The following is a 20,696-nucleotide window of genomic DNA, read 5'->3' on the forward strand; positions in this document are numbered from 1 at the left end:
GCATTGATGGCAACGATAGTGTTTGCCTCAACGAGCGAAACGAACAATTGGTTTTAACATCGTAGTATTCCTCTCACCGAGTGAAACACCCTCACCGAACCAAACGAACAGAACGACCAAAACGAACAGAACGAACACAACGAGGTAAACGAAAGAAATGACCGACACCAACACCGCACGAATCACCGTGGCGAATCAGAAGGGAGGCGCGGGGAAGACAACCGACGTCATTCATACTGGCGGCGCACTCGCTGCCCGAGGCCACGACGTCCTCCTGGTCGATATCGACTACCACGGGGGGCTCACCTGCTCGCTTGGCTACAACGATCTGTACTACGATACCGACCGTACAACGCTGTTCGACGTCCTCGACTTCGATCAGATGGAGTCGGTGAACGACATTATCGTCGAGCACGAGGAATTTGACATCCTCCCCGCGAGCGAGAAGCTCGCGAACAACAAGAACATCCAGACGCTGCTTGAGGCACCGAAGAGTCGCGAGCGGTTGGAGATGACTCTCGACGAACTCGAGAAGGACTACGACTACATCATCGTCGACACGCCGCCATCCCTGAACGTCCTCACCGACAACGCCCTCGTCGCGACCGGTAACGTCGTCATCCCCGTCATTCCCGAGAAGCTCAACGCCAACAGCCTCCAGATTTTCGCAAAGCAGCTGAGCTCTCTCGAACAGGCGTACGGAGACATCAATCGGCTCGTCATCGTCTGTAACCGTGTCGAGCAGAACGCCGAACACCGCGACACCATCGAGGAGATCAAGTCGGCGTACTCCCTTCCAGTGTTCGAGATTCCGAAGCGGACCGACCTCTCCCAGTCGATTGGCGAGGGGGTATCCGTCTTCGGCTTCGGCAAGGAAAACCAGCGCGTTGAGGATGCACGCGACCTGTTCAACGAAATCGCCGATCTGTTCGACGAGACGTTCGAGAAGACCGCGCCTGAGGAGGTGGAAGCATGAGCGACGGCTGGGGCGATGCTTCCGGCATCGAGGGCAACTACGAAGAGGAGGACGATGAGGTCGATTCCGGCGAAACGAGTGAGGTGAGTGAAACGGTGGAAACCAGTTCATCGACCGAAACGACCGAATCGACTTCAATGAGTGAAACGAACGAAACGAGCAAAACGAAGACAAACATCAAGGACGAGTGGAATGGGCGAACGATCTACATTCCCGACGATGTCCTCGACGAGATGGAGGATACCTACCTCGAGTCCCAGCTGAAGCTCCGCAAGGCGGGCCAAGACGAGTTCAAGAAGAACCGCCACTTCTACCCGCTACTCGTCCAGTTCGGTGTTGAGGCGCTCTCTGAGGCGGATGCCGAGGAAATTCAGGCTCGACTCTCAGAACTCGGTGACGAATGAGCACCCGCAGAACGAGGACCGAGATTTTGTATAGCGATATACGATATACATTTTCCTGTAGTGCGGAATTCCGGCGCTAAGAGACTCCAGATCCTCGAATTCTCCCGATGAGACCGATACGGCAAGTGGTCGTGATTATGCCAATAATCACGACCACTTTGAAGTACCCCGACGCCGTCGGGTAAGCACGAATGTTGCAACCGCCTCATGACGCCGCTTTCTCCGGGGTAGAGACGCTGAGAGTGGGGGTCTTTCTGCAGTTACCGAGTGGTTTTCGAATTCACCTCCCTAGCCGGAAGCCTGATCACGAATTATTGACAATCCGTAATCGAGATGGCGAACTCACCTCCCTGGGCGGGCCAGCCACCCATTCAGCAGCTTCAGACGGTCGTCGACCTTCTCGAGACGCCAATACTCGCTCAGATTTATGCCCCCATTTTGCAGTACGGTCCCGTCACTGTTTCCGAGACCGTCGGCGAACTCGGTATCCGGATGTCTTTCTCCGCAAGCACGTTGATCCCGTCGTGAGTATTTAGGTGGAATCAGATCCACATATAATGTTTTTATAGTAGTAGTCCGTGTCACGTCATATGAACCGCGAGACGGAAAGTACGGATTCGCCCGGAGCATCTATTTCGCTTTCGGTACCCCCTTCAGATCCGGAATTATTCAAACATAAGGCGACGAGTGATGTCCTTTTATTTTTAACAAACCATCGATTCAGTGACTTTTCGCTGCGAGAACTTGCGACGCAGATCGGCCATTCACACCAGTCCGTTCGACGAGCTGTGAATGTTCTCAGTTCGAATGATCTGGTCACAGAATCTCCCAAAAGCAACCAGCGACTTATTCAGATCAACAGACAGCGCCTTTCTATCTCAGACGATCCGATTCTTCGGATTCCCCAATCGGAGTATCACCAGCCAGTCAAAACTGCTATAACGAAGCTCCGTGAGAACATTAGTGATGTCGTCGGCATCATCCTGTATGGGAGTGTTGCCCGGGGAGATGCTGACCGACGAAGCGATATCGATCTCTGGGTGCTGGCTCGCTCTGGGAGGGCCGAAAGCCAACGAGAAGCGAACGCCATCGCACGTGACCTCGAAGAGATGAAATTCGATGGTGACCGGTACGCGTACGATATCGACGTCGAGGCCGTCCAAGCGATTCCGGCCTACACCGATGACATTCGGGAAATCATCGTCTCAGGAATTCCAGTCTACAAGACGAGTGACTTCGAAACTGTCGAAAACCTCCTTCTGGAGGAAGGAGCTGCCGATGAGTAGCGGCTCAGACCCGTCATCTGTGCTCGCAGCACTTGAGCGTGCGCAGGACGCCTTCGAGATGGTTGGACGAGGTCGGACAGAATTCGAGGACGGAATTAGCGCCGATGCAGACTGGAAGACACAACTGACGAAAGCATGTCGCCTTCTCGAAGTTGTTGACACACTCCAAGCACAAGACGGGTACTACACTGCCGTCATCGAGGTCTGTTTCGGGGCTATTGAACGGTCGATCGAGGCGTATGCCCTCTCGATGACGACCGATACACTCCAAGATTTCCAGGATCATCAGTTCAGCTACGAACGTGCCCATCAGATCGGGCTATTCGAGAGGCAGACTGCAGAGGAGATGAGGAACCTCTACAGCGAAAACCGGACTGAGAGTTATTACGGTGGCGGTCGTCCAACCGAAGAACAAGCGGACGCAATGACCGAACTCGCAATCGCTGTCCATCAGTTCGCGGTGAGTCAGATCCGGGAGAGCGGCGTCTGTCTGTGTGACTGACTCCATTAGACACTTAAAGAGAGCAATATGGACCGGAATACATCTACAGGACGAACACAATTGACCCCCTTTATCGACTCGTTCGAGCGCTACCTCCAAGACAAGGGGAAAGGCCGCGGTGGGGACGGCGGGAACTACCGACGCAACGCAGCGCGCGAGCTCGAGCGGTTCTTCGAGTGGGCTGCCGGCGACCGCGACGACGACTGGACCGGGATCATCCCCGACGATGTTGACCGAGAGCCCACCTTCGAGGACCTCGACGAACGCGTCTTCCGCGAGTACGCCCGACACCTCGCCGGTGATCGAGGGCTCAAACAGAACACTGTACAAACCTATTACCGCTATATCTCTGCGTGGTGTGGCTGGTGCGTCAACGAGGGGTACCTCGAGGCGCACTACGCTCAGCGGGCGAGTGCGATGGCACCACTCCCCAACGACGACGGCCGCAAGCCCGGTGACCAGCAGGCCTGGACGTCCGAACAACGCCACGCCCTCACTCGACACGTCGACGAGCGAGCCCGCGATGCCATCGAGATGTACACGACACTCCCGGAGGATGCCGATCCCTTAGACAGACAGCGAGCGCGATACACGGCGCTGAAAGCTGCCCGTGAACGCGCCCTCGTGTTCGTCCTCGCCTACACAGCTGTCCGTGTCGGGGAACTGCTTCGGGACCCGAACGACCCGCGCCGGCGCGGGGTCCGGTGGGAGGAAATCTCGCTCGAGGACGGGAGCATGGACGTCTATCGGAAGAAACAGCAGTGGGACGCTGCGAGCCTCCCCGATCCGGTAATCTCGCCGCTTCGGAGCTATCGAAAGTTAATGGAGCCACCAACTGAGCGCTGGCCAGTGTTCCCGACGTTCGACCAGCGGACGCTCGCGACGCTTGTGCAGGACGAGTTGGCTGATCGAGGGGAACGCCCAGATGCAATTGACGGGCGACGTGGTGAGTATGCTCGTGACCTATTGCTGGCTCTCGACGAGGACGTTCGACCGCCATCGATCACGACGGATGGAGCACGGTCGATTCTTCAGCAACTCTCGGAAGACTGTGATATCGACATCGACCATCCGAAGCACGATTATCTCGCACCTCACGGTGGTCGACGCGGGATGGGCGAAGTTCTTGTCCGCGCGTTCGGATACACGGTTGCGGCACGGTATCTTGATAACTCCGAGGAGATGGTTCGTGAGCGATACTCTCATATTGAGGCCGGAGAACTGGGAGATGTGGCGACAGAGGCACTCAACGAGATCGATAGGTAGATAAAATCCCAATTGTCCTATGACAATGGTACTATCTAGTTTTGCACCTCCTCCTCGACTGGCATGGTTTCGTCGAGAGCTTGATGCGGTCTTTGACGGTTGTAGTAATGCATGAACTGTTCAAGACACTCTTGGATGGTCGCCCGACTCCCCATCGACAAATTATGGAATCGCCCGATCCGCATTTTGAGGGAATGAAACCACTTTTCGATAGGTTTCTGTCGGTATAATTGACCCGACCGCTCAGTCCGACTCGGGAAAGGGCAGTCCGATAGCCGAATTGACCAATGATAAACTCAGCCTCGGGGGAGATCGTATTTCTCGCAGAATTTCTGCAGAAACGCAGCCCCCGGATTAGTGCCATGTCGGCTAAACAGTGCAACGTCGCGAATCAACTTTGTCTCGATGTATATTGCAGTATATAGTCAAAATCGCTCGCCGTTGATCTTAACAACGGTTTCGTCGACAGCGACCCGCGACGGCGGAGCCGTCGTCGGGTCGCATCCGCTGTCAGCCAACCGATGCACCCAGTTCAAACTGCTCCGTGAGAGCGTTCGACGCCTAATTCAGTGAGAATCGTTGTTGTCTCCCGAAGCGAACAACCGGTCTGATAGAGGCGGACGGTGAACGCCCTGATGGACGTCGCCGTCCGCTCGTTCTTCCAAAAACCTTCTAAATCCCCCTCATAGCTCTCGGTGAGCAGGTTTGCGAGCATTTTCACCAATTCACTCAACGACCTGCTCACTTCTCAAACTGGCTCAACTAGGCCGTACCTATTAAGACATAGAGTACCCGCCATCGACGATAAGGTTCTGGCCCGTCACAAACGAGGCCCCATCTCCGATTAGGTAGATCACCGCATCGGCGATTTCTTGGGGATCACCGACACGGCTCATCGGCGTCTGTCTCTCGGCGAACTCGATAGTCCCCTCGTGAGTATCCTTTCGCAACATCGGTGTATCGACGAATCCGGGCGAAACGGCATTCACGCGGATACCCGAATCTGCGTAATCGCGAGCTATCTGACGCGTCAGCGCGAGAACGGCACCCTTCGACGCACTGTAGGATGCTGAGTTCGGTGCTCCGACGACACCGAAGACGCTCTCGATGTTGACAATCGCGCCGCCGCTATCGTCGAGCATCCGTTCGACTGCGGCGAGACACCCGTGATAGACGCCTGTGAGGTTGAGTTCAATTGTCGCCTGCCAGTTGTGTGTGCTTGTGTCCGTTATCGGGTAAGATTCAGCACGGCCAGCGTTGTTAACAACGGCATCGAGACTTCCAAACTCTTCGATAGCAGCGTCGACAGCTGTCCGAACAGACTCAAGGTCTGTCACATCCGTTTCGACGTAGATAGCCCTGCCGCCGTCGGCTTCAACCCGTTCATCAGTTGGGATGGTACCGTCACGCGGCGCACGGCGAATATCGGCATTGATTACTGATGCACCTGCTGCTGCCGCCTGAAGCGCAGTAGCACGTCCAAGACCGGAGCTTCCGCCAGTGACAAGACACGCCGTTCCATCGAGTGACATAGGTATATCTTCCGTGGGAAGCGCAAAAGTAGTTCCCCCGGAGAACGGGGAGCAGCGTCCGTCAAAGACCGGCCGGACAGTTAGTATGCAGGTTCAAAGACGATTTCCGGACTGGCTGAAAACGCTGTGACGGTTGCTTACCAAAGTTCAAATTGAAGAGATTCAGACGAGAGGTACCGTTTCTTGATCTCATCATCCTCTCGAAGCTCCGCAGCAGGCGCAGAGACCATGATATACCCTTCGTCAATGACGTATCCATGGTCACCGATCGACAGCGCCAAGTCAACGTTCTGTTCGATGAGGATAATACTCACCCCGCCATTGTTGATTCGTTTCAGCGCCTCTTCGATGAGATTGACCAGTGATGGCATGAGTCCCTCTGTAGGTTCGTCGATCAGCAAGACATCGAGACTTGAAAGGCCAGGTCGTACAGGCCCGTCCCATACTCGTCGACGTACTGTACGACGGCGTCGTCAGCATCGGGGTCGGTCGACTGGACCACGTCGATGTCGATACCGCTGTCGTCGATGACGCTTCGGAGGTCGTGTTCGCCCGCAATCGTCTCAGCCGTCATCGTCAACAGTTCTCTGAATCCGATGTTCGAGCAGTCGTCCAATGTCGTTGCGGTCCGGTCGAGGCCGAGGAGATGGAATCCCGACGGTCTTCAGGCAACACCGTTCTCTCCGAGGAACTCGAGACTGATGTTCGCAAGTCCCTCCGGATCCTCGAACATCGGGTAGTGGCCCATTTCATCGCCGACGACGAATTCTCCGTACTCGTCAGGAACCTCCGCAATCGTGCTCTCCATGATCTCGTCGGGAACGTAGTAGTCGGCCTCCCCCTTGAATAGCAGGAAAGGACATGAGATGTCCTCCAGTTTGTCCCTGACATCGTGATTCACCCAGGACTCGAGATCACCGGTCGCGATCTCCTGGGGAGCGTACCGGTGCATCCACCTTGTCTCACGCACTTTCTCTTCGGAGACGGGACGGTACATCGACTGCTCCGCAGCTCGCTCCATGATGTCTCGCCAGCTCGGACAGGCGTGGGGATGTTCGTATGCGTTGACGTCGGGGAACGTCGGCGTATGGGCCGCCCCTTCGAGCGCGAGAGCGGCGCGCATATCGTCTGAGTAGTGACAGGCCATATCGGTGACCATGTCTCCGCCAATCGAACAGCCCATGACAATCGGATCCTCATCACAGACCTCTTGAATGATCTCCCACGTGAACGCCGAATAGTCACGCATTTCTCGGAACGGTTCCCACCCGACCGGGTAAGACTTCCCGTGTCCGGGGAGATCAACGGCGATGGCCCGGTACCCCTGCTCAGCGATGAGTGGAAGAAATTCGTAGTACTCGATCGAGCAAGCACCGGCGGTATGGATGCAGAAGAACGGCGGCCCGTCACCGACTTCCTCATAGTAGATCCGCGTTCCGTCGACGTCCGCGTAGTGACCAGTAAGTTCTGTCATTGTTCGCCCTCCGTAATCAGGTTCTCGCCCATTAGCTCGGCCATCCGCACGAGCGCCTCGTGCATCCGATTCGCTTCCATGATATTCCCGTCAATCGTTATTTCTCCCGTGCTGTACGCGTTCCAGAACGGCATTTCTGCGTCATTAACCGCCTTCCACGCGTCTCTCGACCCCGAAAGGATAATATCGTACCCAAGCGGATTCGACATCGGTTCGTACGGCATCGTGTCGATGATCTCACCGCCATACAGTTTGAGCCAGTAGCGCTCGTCGCCAACCTCCAGCACGACGTTGACGTCTGACCATTCCGAGACGCGGTTGAAATGTTCATCCTCGTTGCATCGTTGTTGGATCTCTTCGATCCATTCTTCTGATGGTATCTCCATCCATGTCAATGGCCAACATTAGACTATATATAGATTACTCACATTTTCAGGTTATTCATTTCACATAGTGTGTTCCACCGGATAGCACATTAATAGGTCTAGCGACCGGACAACGGCTGTCGGTGACTGACTCGACGCTACAGTTTGGTTCTCCGCTCTCCAGAGGGAAACGACCAACGATTCAGGCGATGACCTCGTTTTTCCGCGACGGTACCATGACTGAAGGTCCTGTCCACGAGCCGATGAATTTTGTCGGCGTCCAAGACCTACCGGGGTCTGTTAACCAGCACGCGGCCGATCGCCGAGATCATGTATGCTGATTTCATGGGACTGTCAATCGATTAGGTGATGAATCATATAAGACTTTTAAATGATATGTTCGGTGGTGATGTCTCTGTTCCCATGACGGTCCGTACTGTCAACGGTGGCTAAGCATTCAACGCTGCCGCATAGCACTCGAAAGTACATTTGATTAGGTAGTCACCTAGTCATAGTTCATCAACACCTCAACGATGTTCCCGGAACGCATGAGGAGTTCCGGAAACTCTTCGGTGAAGAGATGATCGCTAATTCGGTTTGTCGGGCCGTATATCGCCAGTGACCCCCGGATCCGATCGTTTCGGTCGATGACAGGAACAGCAATTGAGCGCATACCCGCCAACCGCTCCTCGTCATCAAGTGCGTATTGTCGTTCCCGGATTTGTGTAAGCTCTTCACTCAGCTCGCTGGGATTGACAATTGTGTTTTCTGTTCGCCTGATCAAGCCATGCTGAGCGATAATATCGGACACTCTCTTTTCATCAAGAAATGCGAGGATCGCTTTGCCCGGAGCTGCGGTGTGCATTCCCATCATAATTCCACTATAGATGTTAACGGGAATCGCTTCTTTTCCTTCTTCCGTCGCGATGATGACTGCTTTTCCATGTTCCTCAATTGTGAGACTCGCATGCTCACCTGTCTCATCAGCCAAACGAGTGAGTTCGTCGTTAGCTGCCTGATAAATTTCTTTGTTTTGGCGAGTGAGATCACCCATACGCAGGAAATCCGAACTGATCGTATACTCCCCATCCCGTTCGACGAGATATCCTAGTTCATGGAGAGAACGGATGTGATCATAAACCGTACTTTTTGGACGATCCATCGATGCAGTCAGTTCAGAGATACCTGCACCGTTCCTGTCAACTATTTCTTCGATAACTTCAAATGACATCTGTAAGGATTTGACGGGAATATCACGTGCCATACTCCCATGTGTGGTATAATACTACGAAAAGGTTCCGGCATTGCCGGACAGTAGAACGACGAATTTTAAACCAGAGTAGTAACATTTACAATATTACTCGCCCTCCCATTTGGGGGAATATTGCCAATTGTATCTAACATGATTAGACAACACGGTTTCACCAACGCAATATATAGAAAAAGTAATTATTTCCACATTCATAGAGCGTCCGGCAATACCAATATATCGGTGCCAGTATCTCCCACAATATTACAACCATACGATTGTAAAATCACCTATGACAAGCTGTAACACGTTATTATAGCTGAAGTTAGGCCCTCAATATCCGGTAATACCAAACAGAACTCTGCCTTTGTAGCACTATTTAGTTTAGCATCTCTGCTAGCGTTTATCCGTTGAGTGACCGGTACAGTCGTTGTCACTGTCTATAGTAGACGTACTACAACGTTCGAACTTACTCAGGATGGGCGATATCAATAGATGTAAAACGGAGATCTACCAAGCCGCGAGCGACGAACTCAAACAGCGGGGGAGAAAACAGGCGAACACGCGAGCCTCACGATCGAGGAACAGTGGAAAGCGGTGATCATCACCACCGAGGAAGAGATGGAAGCTATCCGGATCAACTTTATAGCGAGATCATGATGTACATGTACACTGTGTCACCGGGAAAGGCGATCTTAGCCCTCCTCGATGAGAACAAGGTGTCCGGCATCATCGACTAGTGCGGATTGGTCGAGCGGACCGGGAACACAATCACTGACCGCGAGGAACTGGCCGATGAACTGGCGTAGATCCGCGAACACAATTACGCGCTCGACGACGAGGAGCGGTTGACGGGCAAGCACTCGATCACCGCCCCGTCACCGACCGGGAGGAACGGATCCGGGGGTCGCTGGCGATTTAAGCCCTGACCAACCACATTGATGACAAGCGGTTTCGCGAGGAGTTCACGGAGTTACTCATATGCTCGGCAAACATCGTCGAAGTGATGATGAACTACGACTGCTCGTCACCGACGATTTCGGCCCAGCCTTCGTCGTACTCCGCGAAGTAGTTGAAGTCGGCGACGACCTCAGCGAACAGCCACTCGCCGTCGACGCGTTCGTACTCGTCGTCGTAGACCCCCTGAATCCACCCAGCTGATCCGTCTGTGAACGTACAGGGGACCTCAAAGTACCAGTTCCCGGTCGCCGTCGTCCCGTCGATATCGATGATCGGGTTGTGGACCATGTGCGCCAGGAACGGGTGCTCTTCCCCGACGATGTTCTCGGCAAAGTCCCGAACCGCGTCCCGCCCATCAAAGGTGCCGATGGAGCCGAAATCGAGGTGTGCGTCCTCAGTAAACAGAGACGCATATCCGTCCCAGTCCCGGGAGTCGATCCGGTAACAGTACTCCGCGCGCAGCTCGGTGATCGCCTCTCGGTACTCCAGTCGAGTGATTCGGTCTTCCAAGCTCATATTCGGGGCATTTCTCGGATCGCGGTTTCAATGTCCGATGCGTCGGGGACGACGGCCTCGGTCAGCGGCGGCGAGAATGGGATCGGCGTGTCGTCGACGCCAATGACCTCGACCGGCGCTTCGAGGTGGTAGAACGCCTCTTCTTCGATGCGTCTTGCGATGTAGGACGCCGGCCCGTTCTGGATGACGGACTCGTCGGCGACGATGACGCGTCCGGTTTTTCTAGCGCTCTCGATCAGTGTGTCGATGTCCAAGGGTTTCAGTGTCCGCGGGTTGATGACCTCGACGCTGATGTTGCCGGCAACCGACGACGCGACGTTGAGCGCGTGGTGAAGCATCTTCTGGGTGGCGACAACTGTCACGTCCGCGCCCTCGCGTTCGACCGCGGCTTCACCGAGCGGCAGCGTGTAGGACTTTTCGGGGACCTCGCCCTCCCGGTTGTACAGCTCCATGTGCTCGAAGAAGAGAACGGGGTCATCGCTCCGGATGGCGCTTTTGAGCAGGCCCTTGGCGTCGTACGGCGTGTTCGCGAGCACGACCCTGATGCCGGGCATGTGCATGAATAGCCCGTGGAGGCTCTTCGAATGCTGCGCGGCGGCGTTCGAACCGGGGCCACCGTTGACGGTCCGGATCGTTATTGGGACGGATACGTCACCGCCGAACATGTACTTGAACAGGCCGGCCTGGTTCATCACCTGGTCGACTGCCAGCCCCATGAAGTCAGCGTACATGATCTCCGCAATGGGACGGGACCCGGTCAGCCCGGCGCCGGCGCTGCTCCCGACGATCGCCGCCTCACTGATCGGGGTGTCGATGACCCGGTCGCCGCCGAACTCGTCGTGAAGACCTCTGGTGACGGCGAAACTGCCGCCTGGCTTCCCGACGTCTTCGCCGATGAGGTACGCCGAGTCGTCGCGGGCGAGTTCCTCAGATAGTGCGTCGTTGATTGCGTGTCGCATCGATTTCTCTGGCATCGTTAGATCTCCTCCGTGTAGACGCCTTCGAAGGCCGTTTCCTCATCGGGATAGTCGCTGTCTCGGGCGAATTGGACAGCCTCGTCGATTCGATCGCTTGCCGTCGAACGGATCGCCTCAACTTCGCTTTCGTCGAGGTGGCCGCCCTCGACGAGGGACGCTTCGAGGGTATCGATCGGGTCGTGCTCTCGCCACTGTTCGACTTCCTCATCGGTGCGATAGGTTGTCGGATCGCCCTCGTAGTGGCCGTGATACCGGTACGTATCACAGATGATTAGGGAGGGGCCACTGCCGTTCCGGGCGCGCTCAACAGCCTCGGCCGTTGCCTCGTACACGTCGTGGACCGACATGCCGTCGACCGTCTCGGCGGGCATGTCGTAGACCTCGCCGCGGGCCTCAAACCCATCGACGTTGTGCTGGTCCGCCGCGGGCGTCATCTCCCCGTACTGGTTGTTCTCGCAGATGAACACCACGGGGAGGTCCCGGACGCCCGCGAGGTTCATCGACTCGTGGACGACGCCTTCTGCCATCGAGCCTTCGCCGAAAAATGACAGACAGACGCGGTCCTCATCGGATTGTTCGATAGACAGCCCCGCTCCGGCCGCCAGCGAGGGGCCTGCACCGACGATCCCATTCGCGCCGAGCATCCCCTGGCTGACGTCGGCGATGTGCATGCTCCCGCTTTTCCCGCCACAGTACCCGGTCTCCTTGCCGAACAGTTCGGCCATCATTCGATCCGGTTCAAGCCCCTTGGCGATGGAGTGGCCGTGACCGCGGTGCGTACTCGTGATGTAGTCCTTGTCGCCGATCGTCCAGCAGGCGCCGGTTGCCACTGCCTCCTGCCCGAGACATAGGTGGACGAAACCGGGGAGCTCGTTGTCCTCGAACAGCGAACTCACCCGCGTCTCGAACTCCCGTATCAGTATCATCTCTCGGAGTTGGTCGGCCAACTGTTCCGTATGCTTTGCTACCTCGTCTGGCATGAACTGATATGACGAAGGCGACCACAAAAAACTATGCACCGGTGTCAATCTGCTGCTATACTACTCTCCGAAGGATGGGTCGCGCTTCTCGACGAAGGCGGCCAGTCCCTCCTCTTTGTCCTCGGTCTCGAAGAGTAGTCCGGCCAGCGCCGCCTCGAGTTCCAGCCCCGACTCCAGTTGCGCCCTAGTTTCGTTAATAGATTTCTTGGCGAACCACTGGGCGACCGGTGGGCCGTCCGCGAGGTCCTCGGCAAGGTCGTCGATGCACGCCTTGAACTCCTCGTCGGCGACGACTTCGTTGGCGAGCCCGATGTCGGCGGCTTCGTTCGCCGAGATGTGTTTGCCGGTCAGTATCAGTTCCTTGGCCTTCAGGTAGCCCACGAGGTGGGCGAGACGCTGTGTTCCGCCCGCTCCCGGAATGATCCCCAGCCCGATCTCCGGGAGGCCGAACCTGGCGCTCTCGGCTGCGATGATGAGATCGCACATGAGCGCGATCTCGGTGCCGCCGCCGAGCGCGACCCCATTGACTGCCGCGACGACGGGGACATGGCTGCCCTCGATTGCATCCTCGAGGTCACCCATCGCCTCACGGAACTCGCTGCGGAACCAGATGCCCGACCGATCCTGGAACTCCTTGATATCGCCGCCACCAATGAAGGCATCGTCGCCCTCGCCGGTGAGGACCACCGTTCGAACTTCCTCCGACAGGGCGTCAATCGCGTCGGCGAGTTCGATCAACACCTGCGTGTTGACCGCGTTCATCGCGTCCGGCCGCGCCACGCGAACTGTCCCGATAGATCCGTCTCGCTCAACTGCAACTGTCTGGTACTCTGCTGACATCCCTTGCCCCTTCGAGGTGTTCTCTCATAATAGTTGTCCACTCCCCGAGTGTATCGTACGATTTCCGTTGGGCAGTCGCCGTATAGCGACCGAGTTCCGCCGCTGCCGCTTGGTCGACAACACCACTGATTTGGACGCGGTCAGGGCGTGATGACCAGATTTCCGACGACCGTTCGGTCTCGCATGTCGGCGAATGCCTGCCCGGCGAGATCGAGTCCGTACGTCTCGTGAACCGGCGGTTCGACGGCCCCATCCTCGTAGAAGCTGACGACGCGTTCGAGGTCGGCCTGGGTCCCCATCGTGCTCCCGATCACTCGCTTGTGTTCGAGGAACAACTCCTGCGTGTCGATCTCGGAGAATTGCCCAGCCGTTCGACCGCAGATGGCCATTCGGCCGCCCCGTCCGAGTGCGGACAGGCACGCGTCCGTGAACTCCCCGCTCAGGTGATTGATGACGGCGTCGACGGGGTCGATGTCGTTCAGTTTCTCGTCCAGTTCCGTCACGTCCGCCGCCTGGATCAGTTGGTCGGCACCGAACGCCGGCAGTCGGTCGAGTTTCGCCCCTGACGAGGAGGTGCAGATCGACCGGGCCCCCATCGTATCCGCGAGTTGCGTGGCCGCGACGCCGACGCCACCCGTCGCACCGGGGATGAGAACAGTGTCGCCGGCGTCGACGTCTGCACGCCGGAACATGTGCCAAGCAGTCATGTACGCGACCGGCAGGGCGGCCGCTGCCACCAGATCCACGTCGTCGGACACGGGGACGAGTCGGTTGGCGTCCACAACCGCCTGTTCGGCGAAGCCGCCATGGAAGAGGCTGTACTCTCGACACAGGTTCTCCGGCCCGTCCCGGCAGAACCGACACGACCCACAGGTCAACATAGGGTTCAACACTACCGGGTCGCCCGACTGGAGGCCGTCGACGCCGTCGCCGGTCTCCCGAACTGTGCCTGCAACATCGACGCCCGAGACGAACGGGAGGTGCTGCTCCTCCAACCTGAAGTCGCCTTCGAGGTAGAGGAGGTCGTGTCTATTCACCGATGCACCTTCGACGTCGACGATTGCCTGGCCGGCGTCCGCTGTCGGCGTTTCGACGTCGATTGCTTCGACTCCCGACGGGCCACCAAGGGCCGTAAAGGCTGCTGCACGCATACACCTGTTTTTCGACCCGACACGATTATACTTTCCTGCTAGTCGCGGACTGTAGCCGTCATCGTCTGAGCGCTAGGATGAGATCGAAGAAACCGGAACGCGTGGTGTCCAATCGGTGAAGCCTATTGTCGGGTCCGTCTGGGCCCTGCCCGACCGGCGATCCTTCAGTACGACCGTGGGAGATCGAGGACATTCGTGCTGACGAACGACTTGACTAACTCGTCGCTGACCGGCGCGACGCGTGCCAGCCGAACGTCGCGGAAGAGACGTTCGACGTGGTACTCGTCGGCGAAGCCCATCCCACCGTGGGTCTGGATCGCCTGGTCACAGGCGTTGAACCCGGCGCGGGCACCCATGAATTTCGCGGCGTTGGCCTCCATCGAGCAGTCCTCACCCTTGTCGTACAGCGAGGCGGCATTGTAGATCATGAGTTTCGCCGTTTCCAGTTCCATCTTCGACTCGGCTAGCGGGAACTGGACGCCCTGGTTCTTCCCGATCGGACGCTCGAACGCTTCACGTTCTTTCGCGTAGTCGACCGCCATATCCAGCGCCAGTTCGCCGGCCGCTAGCGGGATCGCCGCCCAGATGATCCGCTCGGTATTGAGCGTCCTGAGGACGTGGTAGAACCCCTTGTCCTCTTCGCCCAGCAGATTCGCTTCGGACACGCGGACATCGTCGAAGACGACCTCGCAGGAGCCCAGACACCGCATGCTGAGTTTGTCGATCTTGTTGACGGTGATACCGTCGGCGTCCGACGGGATGACGAAAAGCGAGATGCCGCTGTGGCGGGAGTTGTCTTCCATCGGGGATGTCCGCGCGAGGGTGACGATGTAGTCGGAGACGTGTGCGCCCGTCGTCCAGATCTTTGTCCCGTTGAGGACGTACTCGTCGCCGTCTTTATCGGCGGTCGTCTTGATCCCGGCCGTGTCGAGGCCCGCGTCCGGTTCCGTGAGTCCGAGCGACACGATGGCCCCGTCGGCGATTTCCGGGAGCCACCGCTCTTTCTGTTCCTCGTTGGCGTGTTCGTTGAGCGAAATACCGCCGAACACCGGTCCGAGTGTGAGCAGGTTTGGACCGCTGACGCCGCCGCCGTGCCGCCCGAGGGCCAACCCGACCGCGGCGACCTCCTCCATACCGAGCCCTTCGCCGCCGTACTCTTGGGGCACGGTCAGACCCGTGAACCCTGCTTCCGTCAGATCGTCCCAGATTTCATGTGGGAACTCCTCGGCCTCGTCTTTCTCGCGCCAGTAATCGAGAGGGTAGTCCGAACAGATATCTTTCGTCAACCGTTGCATCATCTGCTGCTCCTGGGAGAGAGCGAAATCCATGATTATAATATTCCGGTCACGTATCTTAGTGTTTTTGTTAGTGTGCCTGCACATCGCGGCCGAGCGTCCTCAGAGCCCCACGATTTCGGGGTCCCTGAGGCCAGTTATCGTGTCCGCGTACGCCGACTCCCGGCACGCAGCGTAGAGGAGTCGCTTCGTTGTTGCCGGCGTCGAGCCGTTGGGCGAACCGACCGTGATCGACGGCTGACCGCCGTCGAGGGCCACCTCGAAGTCGGGGACCGGCCAGTCGTGGCTTGCGGCGATCTCGTCCGCGTGCGCCGCGACGTCGCGCATGACGACCGTTGCGATGTCGCGCTCCCCCGTGGCAGGGTCGTCCGACGCTTCGTCACCGGTCCTCACCCGACTGCCCGAACGGTCCGCGACGACGAGCGACGGTGACTCGACGCCCTCGGTGAGGGCGTCCAAAAACCGGGCGGCGTCGGCGCCGTCGACCACGCGGTGATCAAACGACAGCGAGAGTGTACAGGTGCGCCCGTCACCGTGTTCGCGGACCCGACCAACCCCTAGGATGGCGACCTGTGGCGGGTTGATTATCGGATCGAACGAATCTACGCCGAACATCCCGAGGTTCGTGATGGTGAAGGTTCCGCCCTGCAGGTCGTCCATCGTGTGTTCCCCGTCTAGGACGGTGTCGGTGAGCCGTCGCCGCTCGGTAGCGATTCCGGCTAACGACCGCTCTTCCGCCGACCGTATCACTGGCGTCAACAGGCCCCTGTCCGTGTCCACGGCCACCGCGACGTTACGCTCGGCGACGTATCTGATCGTTTTGTCCTCGAACCAGGCGTTGAACACGGGATACGCCACGAGTGCGCGGACAGACGCCCCGACTAGTAGGTCGGTGAACCCGATACTCGCGTCCCGCTGGCCCGACAGTTCCTCGGCCGTCTCGAACGCCCGTTCGACGTCGATCTCGCGGTTGAGCGTGACGTGGGGGGCCTGCTGTGCGGAGCGGGACATCCGGTCGGCGATCGTCCGGCGCATCCCCGAGAGGGGCTCTTCATCCGTGATCGTGACGCTGGACGGGTCGGCGTTCGCGGTGGTACCGCTCGACGCTGTCGACCCCGTGGCCGCCGGCCGGTCCGCCTGCCCGGCGGCGGCACGAACGTCCGACTCGGTGACACGCCCACCGATCCCCTGTCCCTCGACATCGTCGAGAGTGACGCCGAGTTCCCGAGCCAGTCGCCGCGTACTCGGACTCGAAAAATTGCGTCCGGAAGTGACCGTCGCGACCGCATCACCGTCGACCTCCTTCTCATTGAGGACCGCCTCTACGTCGCTTCGGAGGATCGCGCCCTCGGGGCCGTTGCCGTCGATCGCTGTGAGGTCGACATCGTGTTCCCCCGCCAATTTACGCGCGCCCGGTACCGCCCGTTCGAGATCGTCACTCTCGCCCGCGGACTGGTCAGCCCCTGTCTCCTCGGGTGTCGTTGCCGAGCCGGTTGTATCGCTCCCGTCCCCGTCGTCCGTGTCGTGGTCGACGCGACTGCGGGGCGCGGGTGCGTCTTCTATGCTCTCGCCGGGGCCGAGCACGACGCCGAGGACAGTTCCCGGCGGCACCGATTCCCCGGCGTCGACATCAACCCGTGCGAGCGTCCCGTTCTGATCGGCGTGGACGTCCGCAGACGCCTTCTCGGATTCGACCTCTGCGAGGACTCTCCCGTCCGTTACTTCGTTCCCTTCGTCGACTTGCCACTCGACGAGGAGACCGGTTTCCATCGTGTTACCCATCATCGGCATCCGGACTGCCTGTACCATTGCTCGTCTCACTATCCAAACCGGAGAACCAAAACAGTAGCGTCGGCGTCGACCGGTACTGAGGAAGTCATATAGTAATTTGATTGATATTTAATGGCTCTTAGACACGAATCAACCAGGAGATCGAAATATATGAATCATGGAGGGCCTCACGGACATCAGCCTTGATTTCCTCGAACGGTACGGCATCGCCTGAGACACGGTCGAATTGCTATCTTTTCGATCCCGCCTCGGAGACTCAGTTTCAAGACCCCGCCCACGCATGACATGGACGCTATGCACGTAGTAGGCATTGATAGAATCGTGATCGCTACCGACGACCTCGACCGTACATCCGGCACGCTCTCGGACCGGCTTGACATCGGTTTCGGCGAGTTGCTTTCGTTGACGACCAAGACCTCTGCCGGCAGCCACGACCTCCAGAGCGTCATCGACGACAGCGGAGTCGGTATCGACATCGTCTCGTCTGACTCGGCCGATAGCGACGATGCGGTGGCGAAGTTCGTCGACGAACACGGCACCGGACTGTACGCGATGGCCCTCCAGGTCGCCGATCTCGACGCGGCACGGACAGACTTGGCGGCCGACGGCGTTGACCCCGTCAGCGAGATTGCGGCCGGCGAGTTCACCGAGTATCTCTACCATCCCCGCGACTTTGACGGGATTTTCGTGTTCCTCGCCGAGTTCCCCCACGCCTACGAGACGAACTACCGCCTAGAGGCGTTGCGCGACCAAAAATGACAAAAGTCATTCAAAACCACTAAGCATTGGACACACGCAGGTTCCTGATATGCGCCAAGCGAATTTCGGTTATATCGTTCGAAAGAAGTCGTACTATCGGCCAGACGCCGTGGCTATCGTCGAACAGACCACGCGCGAGGAATACACGTATGCGGAACTCGAACGGCGCTCGAATAGTATCGCGGCCGAACTCGAAGCCCGTGGCGTCGGCAAGGGCGACCGGATCAGTGGGCTCTTCCGCAACTCCGCGGAGTTCTTCGAGCTGTTCTTCGCGACCTGCAAACTCGGCGCCGTCCTCGCCCCGTTCAACTACCGGCTGTCGCCTGCCGAACTCACGTATCTGAACGACGACGCCGACCCCAGACTGTTCGTCTACGAGGGTGTCTTCGAGGATACGGCTGCGGCACTGCCCCTCGACGAGGTACCGGCGGTTCGCATCGGCGAGTCCGATGGCGACGAGCAGATGGCGGCCGACGACTGGAACTCGTTCTACGAGCGCGATCCCAGCGAGGTCGAGGTGGCCGGCGCGTTCGAGGACCCGGCCGTGCTGCTGTACACTAGTGGCTCAACCGGGCGGCCGAAGGGCGTGCCCATCTCCCATAAGAACCTGTTTTTCTCGTCGGTGAGCTACGTCGTCGACACGGAACTCGACAGCGCTGACGTGACCGTGACCTCGGCCCCGATCTTCCACGTCGGTGGGCTCAACATCTTCACGCTCCCTCTGCTCCATGCGGGCGGGACGGTGATTCTCCAGCAAGAGTTCGAACCCGCCGAGACTTGGGAGATCATGGCCGACTACGACGTGACTAAGACCTTCGCCGTCCCGACGATGCTCAACTCGATGATCGGTGTCGACGGCTGGCAGGAGTACGACCTCGACGCGCTAGAATTGGTCGTCGGCGGCGGCGAACCGGTGCCGACCGAACTCAAGGAAGCGTTCGCGGAGATTGACGTTCCATGTATCGCGGCCTACGGCCTGACAGAGACAACCGACGGGTCACTGTTCCTCCGGCCTGAGGTCGCCATGGACAAACCGCCCAAGTGCAACGGGAAGACATTCACACACGTCGATGCGAAGGTCGTCAACGAGGACGGCGAGGAGTGCCCGCCGGGAGAGGCAGGGGAACTCCTCCATCGAGGTCCGACCGTCACCGACGGCTACCTCGAACTCCCTGAGAAGACCGCCGAGGCTTTCGATAAGGACGGCTGGTTCCATACCGGCGACATCGCCGAGGTCGACAATGACGGGTTCTATCACATCCACGGTCGCATGGACAACATGATCATCACCGGCGGGGAGAACGTCTATCCCTCCGAGGTTGAGGAAGCGCTGTACTCCCACGACCAGGTCGACGAGGTCGTGGTCATCGGCGTTGACGACGACCAGTGGGGTGAGATCGTCAAAGCCGTGATCGCGACAACGGACAGCGAGCCGATACCGGATGCGGAGCTCGACGAGTTCCTCGGCAACCGCCTCGCGCGGTTCAAACACCCGAAGGAAGTTACGTTCGTCGACTCGCTCCCGAAAAGCGGTACCGGGAAGATCGAGCGCCAAGCCGTCCTCGACCGTCACGCCGACCAGTAGGGCGCGCTGTTACCACTGGGCGGGTTAGACCGGTTCCTACGGTTCTTCGAGGTACGCTATGTTGCTGCCGGACAGCGAGATGTCGGGCGCGCCTCAACCGTCTCCCGGAGATGTTGGACGCTCGTCGTGCCGACGATCGGCGCCGTCACCACGTCCTTGTGCAGCAGCCAGGTGAGCACAATCTGTGCCATGCTGATCCCTTCGCCGGCCGACGAGTTGCTGTACTCGCTCGTTGATCTCGCGTCCGCCACCGACGTGATAAGGGTTGTCGAGAATCCAGGGATCGACTTCGGAACGGTCACTCTCTTTGAATTCTTCGTGGGGGCGCGTCAGGTACCCGCGGGCCAATGACGACCACGGCATCACGACCACGTTTCCCCGTTCGCACAGAGGCAGTACCTCCCGCTCCTGTTCGCGGTAACCGAGATTGTAGTGCAGTTGAACCAAGACGAAGCAGCTGAGTCCGTCGCACGTCGTTCGTACGTAAGGCGGTCCCGAACTGGTAGCCCCACATCGAACTTGTGCTGACGTAGCGGATCTTCCCCCGCCGGATGGCGTCGTTGAGTATACGTACCGTCTCCTCGATGAGCGTGTTCTCGTCCCAGCGATGGATTTGGATTCACCAGTCGAGTACATATTTGCGGTGTCGAAGAGGTTGGTTCCTAATCTGCTTTCTCCCAAATTATCTCGGTCGCCGACTCGTCTTCGAAGGACCACTCCAGTCAGTCAGTGGAACCGAAGCTCAGACAATCCAGACACAAGCGGCTGACTGTCGTTCCTGTCGGATC

Annotated in this window: 21 protein-coding genes and 3 pseudogenes; 9 read left to right on the plus strand and 15 right to left on the minus strand. The window is 58.2% G+C overall.

Features of this window, described 5'->3' with window-relative positions:
- The first annotated feature begins 157 nt into the window (after positions 1-157).
- The 6 genes and pseudogenes from LDH74_RS24260 to LDH74_RS24285 all read left to right on the plus strand — a co-directional run bounded on the left by LDH74_RS24260 (position 158) and on the right by LDH74_RS24285 (position 4,434).
- On the plus strand, positions 158-976 hold the full coding sequence (locus LDH74_RS24260; protein WP_226043230.1) for a ParA family protein: 819 nt from the start codon (positions 158-160) through the stop codon (positions 974-976).
- Positions 973-1,380: a hypothetical protein gene (locus tag LDH74_RS24265; protein ID WP_226043231.1), complete on the plus strand. Its 408-nt coding sequence runs from the start codon at positions 973-975 to the stop codon at positions 1,378-1,380. The genes LDH74_RS24260 and LDH74_RS24265 overlap by 4 nt, the downstream gene beginning before the upstream one ends.
- 333 nt (positions 1,381-1,713) lie before the next feature.
- Positions 1,714-1,869, plus strand: a pseudogene (locus tag LDH74_RS24270) (ArsR family transcriptional regulator); the annotation flags it as partial.
- A 101-nt stretch (positions 1,870-1,970) separates the two neighbouring features.
- Positions 1,971-2,666 carry a nucleotidyltransferase domain-containing protein gene (locus LDH74_RS24275; protein WP_226043232.1) on the plus strand — a complete coding sequence of 232 codons (696 nt, stop codon included), beginning with the start codon at positions 1,971-1,973 and terminating at the stop codon, positions 2,664-2,666.
- Positions 2,659-3,168 (plus strand): DNA-binding protein, encoded by a 510-nt coding sequence (locus tag LDH74_RS24280; RefSeq protein ID WP_226043233.1) that lies wholly within the window; start codon positions 2,659-2,661, stop codon positions 3,166-3,168. Before LDH74_RS24275 ends, LDH74_RS24280 begins: the two co-directional genes overlap by 8 nt.
- A gap of 27 nt (positions 3,169-3,195) precedes the next feature.
- Complete coding sequence (locus LDH74_RS24285; protein ID WP_226043234.1) at positions 3,196-4,434, plus strand: phage integrase SAM-like domain-containing protein; 1,239 nt, start codon at positions 3,196-3,198, stop codon at positions 4,432-4,434.
- 35 nt (positions 4,435-4,469) lie between these two features.
- On the opposite strand, the pseudogene LDH74_RS24290 reads toward LDH74_RS24285, so the two are convergent.
- The 7 genes and pseudogenes from LDH74_RS24290 to LDH74_RS24320 form a co-directional block, all read right to left on the minus strand.
- Positions 4,470-5,149: pseudogene (locus LDH74_RS24290) on the minus strand (IS6 family transposase).
- Positions 5,150-5,210: 61 nt separating this feature from the next.
- Complete coding sequence (locus tag LDH74_RS24295; RefSeq protein WP_226043235.1) at positions 5,211-5,966, minus strand: glucose 1-dehydrogenase; 756 nt, start codon at positions 5,964-5,966, stop codon at positions 5,211-5,213.
- 137 nt (positions 5,967-6,103) lie between these two features.
- Positions 6,104-6,337, minus strand: coding sequence for a hypothetical protein (locus LDH74_RS24300; protein WP_226043236.1), 234 nt, complete (start codon positions 6,335-6,337; stop codon positions 6,104-6,106).
- 23 nt (positions 6,338-6,360) lie between these two features.
- Positions 6,361-6,540: a hypothetical protein gene (locus LDH74_RS24305; protein WP_226043237.1), complete on the minus strand. Its 180-nt coding sequence runs from the start codon at positions 6,538-6,540 to the stop codon at positions 6,361-6,363.
- Between the two features lie 90 nt (positions 6,541-6,630).
- Positions 6,631-7,440 carry an alpha/beta hydrolase gene (locus LDH74_RS24310; RefSeq protein ID WP_226043238.1) on the minus strand — a complete coding sequence of 270 codons (810 nt, stop codon included), beginning with the start codon at positions 7,438-7,440 and terminating at the stop codon, positions 6,631-6,633.
- Positions 7,437-7,835 carry a hypothetical protein gene (locus tag LDH74_RS24315; protein WP_226043239.1) on the minus strand — a complete coding sequence of 133 codons (399 nt, stop codon included), beginning with the start codon at positions 7,833-7,835 and terminating at the stop codon, positions 7,437-7,439. Before LDH74_RS24315 ends, LDH74_RS24310 begins: the two co-directional genes overlap by 4 nt.
- Positions 7,836-8,310: 475 nt before the next feature.
- Positions 8,311-9,069, minus strand: a complete 759-nt coding sequence (locus LDH74_RS24320) for an IclR family transcriptional regulator (RefSeq protein ID WP_226043240.1) — start codon at positions 9,067-9,069, stop codon at positions 8,311-8,313.
- Between the two features lie 572 nt (positions 9,070-9,641).
- Here LDH74_RS24320 and LDH74_RS24325 point away from each other — a divergent pair.
- Positions 9,642-9,794 (plus strand): hypothetical protein, encoded by a 153-nt coding sequence (locus LDH74_RS24325; protein WP_226043241.1) that lies wholly within the window; start codon positions 9,642-9,644, stop codon positions 9,792-9,794.
- Between the two features lie 274 nt (positions 9,795-10,068).
- On the opposite strand, the gene LDH74_RS24330 is transcribed toward LDH74_RS24325, so the two are convergent.
- The 7 genes from LDH74_RS24330 to LDH74_RS24360 all read right to left on the minus strand — a co-directional run bounded on the left by LDH74_RS24330 (position 10,069) and on the right by LDH74_RS24360 (position 17,582).
- On the minus strand, positions 10,069-10,530 hold the full coding sequence (locus tag LDH74_RS24330) for a nuclear transport factor 2 family protein (RefSeq protein ID WP_226043242.1): 462 nt from the start codon (positions 10,528-10,530) through the stop codon (positions 10,069-10,071).
- Positions 10,527-11,504: an alpha-ketoacid dehydrogenase subunit beta gene (locus tag LDH74_RS24335; RefSeq protein WP_226043243.1), complete on the minus strand. Its 978-nt coding sequence runs from the start codon at positions 11,502-11,504 to the stop codon at positions 10,527-10,529. The genes LDH74_RS24330 and LDH74_RS24335 overlap by 4 nt, the downstream gene beginning before the upstream one ends.
- 2 nt (positions 11,505-11,506) lie before the next feature.
- Complete coding sequence (locus LDH74_RS24340; protein ID WP_226043244.1) at positions 11,507-12,487, minus strand: thiamine pyrophosphate-dependent dehydrogenase E1 component subunit alpha; 981 nt, start codon at positions 12,485-12,487, stop codon at positions 11,507-11,509.
- A gap of 60 nt (positions 12,488-12,547) precedes the next feature.
- Positions 12,548-13,327, minus strand: a complete 780-nt coding sequence (locus LDH74_RS24345) for an enoyl-CoA hydratase/isomerase family protein (RefSeq protein WP_226043245.1) — start codon at positions 13,325-13,327, stop codon at positions 12,548-12,550.
- 140 nt (positions 13,328-13,467) lie between these two features.
- Positions 13,468-14,478, minus strand: coding sequence for an alcohol dehydrogenase catalytic domain-containing protein (locus LDH74_RS24350; RefSeq protein WP_226043246.1), 1,011 nt, complete (start codon positions 14,476-14,478; stop codon positions 13,468-13,470).
- A 164-nt stretch (positions 14,479-14,642) separates the two neighbouring features.
- Positions 14,643-15,806: an acyl-CoA dehydrogenase family protein gene (locus LDH74_RS24355; RefSeq protein WP_226043247.1), complete on the minus strand. Its 1,164-nt coding sequence runs from the start codon at positions 15,804-15,806 to the stop codon at positions 14,643-14,645.
- A gap of 69 nt (positions 15,807-15,875) precedes the next feature.
- Positions 15,876-17,582: a 2-oxo acid dehydrogenase subunit E2 gene (locus LDH74_RS24360; RefSeq protein WP_226043248.1), complete on the minus strand. Its 1,707-nt coding sequence runs from the start codon at positions 17,580-17,582 to the stop codon at positions 15,876-15,878.
- A gap of 267 nt (positions 17,583-17,849) precedes the next feature.
- Between LDH74_RS24360 and LDH74_RS24365 the strand changes: the two genes are divergently transcribed.
- Entirely contained in the window at positions 17,850-18,323 is a 474-nt protein-coding gene (locus tag LDH74_RS24365; RefSeq protein WP_226043249.1) for a VOC family protein, read from the plus strand.
- A gap of 49 nt (positions 18,324-18,372) precedes the next feature.
- The gene (locus LDH74_RS24370; protein ID WP_226043250.1) at positions 18,373-19,908 is read left to right on the plus strand and encodes an AMP-binding protein; all 1,536 of its coding nucleotides are present in this window, start codon (positions 18,373-18,375) and stop codon (positions 19,906-19,908) included.
- Between the two features lie 36 nt (positions 19,909-19,944).
- On the opposite strand, the pseudogene LDH74_RS24375 reads toward LDH74_RS24370, so the two are convergent.
- Positions 19,945-20,630, minus strand: a pseudogene (locus LDH74_RS24375) (aldo/keto reductase).
- Between the last annotated feature and the right edge of the window lie 66 nt (positions 20,631-20,696).

The organism is Natrinema sp. DC36 (assembly GCF_020405225.1).
Taxonomy (GTDB): domain Archaea; phylum Halobacteriota; class Halobacteria; order Halobacteriales; family Natrialbaceae; genus Natrinema.

Coding starts and splice junctions, on each gene's coding strand:
- LDH74_RS24260 (WP_226043230.1), top strand. CDS start 158: ATGACCGACACCAACACCGCACGAATCACCGTGGCGAATCAGAAGGGA.
- LDH74_RS24265 (WP_226043231.1), top strand. CDS start 973: ATGAGCGACGGCTGGGGCGATGCTTCCGGCATCGAGGGCAACTACGAA.
- LDH74_RS24275 (WP_226043232.1), top strand. CDS start 1,971: ATGAACCGCGAGACGGAAAGTACGGATTCGCCCGGAGCATCTATTTCG.
- LDH74_RS24280 (WP_226043233.1), top strand. CDS start 2,659: ATGAGTAGCGGCTCAGACCCGTCATCTGTGCTCGCAGCACTTGAGCGT.
- LDH74_RS24285 (WP_226043234.1), top strand. CDS start 3,196: ATGGACCGGAATACATCTACAGGACGAACACAATTGACCCCCTTTATC.
- LDH74_RS24295 (WP_226043235.1), bottom strand. CDS start 5,966: ATGTCACTCGATGGAACGGCGTGTCTTGTCACTGGCGGAAGCTCCGGT.
- LDH74_RS24300 (WP_226043236.1), bottom strand. CDS start 6,337: ATGCCATCACTGGTCAATCTCATCGAAGAGGCGCTGAAACGAATCAAC.
- LDH74_RS24305 (WP_226043237.1), bottom strand. CDS start 6,540: ATGACGGCTGAGACGATTGCGGGCGAACACGACCTCCGAAGCGTCATC.
- LDH74_RS24310 (WP_226043238.1), bottom strand. CDS start 7,440: ATGACAGAACTTACTGGTCACTACGCGGACGTCGACGGAACGCGGATC.
- LDH74_RS24320 (WP_226043240.1), bottom strand. CDS start 9,069: ATGGCACGTGATATTCCCGTCAAATCCTTACAGATGTCATTTGAAGTT.
- LDH74_RS24330 (WP_226043242.1), bottom strand. CDS start 10,530: ATGAGCTTGGAAGACCGAATCACTCGACTGGAGTACCGAGAGGCGATC.
- LDH74_RS24335 (WP_226043243.1), bottom strand. CDS start 11,504: ATGCCAGAGAAATCGATGCGACACGCAATCAACGACGCACTATCTGAG.
- LDH74_RS24340 (WP_226043244.1), bottom strand. CDS start 12,487: ATGCCAGACGAGGTAGCAAAGCATACGGAACAGTTGGCCGACCAACTC.
- LDH74_RS24345 (WP_226043245.1), bottom strand. CDS start 13,327: ATGTCAGCAGAGTACCAGACAGTTGCAGTTGAGCGAGACGGATCTATC.
- LDH74_RS24350 (WP_226043246.1), bottom strand. CDS start 14,478: ATGCGTGCAGCAGCCTTTACGGCCCTTGGTGGCCCGTCGGGAGTCGAA.
- LDH74_RS24355 (WP_226043247.1), bottom strand. CDS start 15,806: ATGGATTTCGCTCTCTCCCAGGAGCAGCAGATGATGCAACGGTTGACG.
- LDH74_RS24360 (WP_226043248.1), bottom strand. CDS start 17,582: ATGGTACAGGCAGTCCGGATGCCGATGATGGGTAACACGATGGAAACC.
- LDH74_RS24365 (WP_226043249.1), top strand. CDS start 17,850: ATGGACGCTATGCACGTAGTAGGCATTGATAGAATCGTGATCGCTACC.
- LDH74_RS24370 (WP_226043250.1), top strand. CDS start 18,373: ATGCGCCAAGCGAATTTCGGTTATATCGTTCGAAAGAAGTCGTACTAT.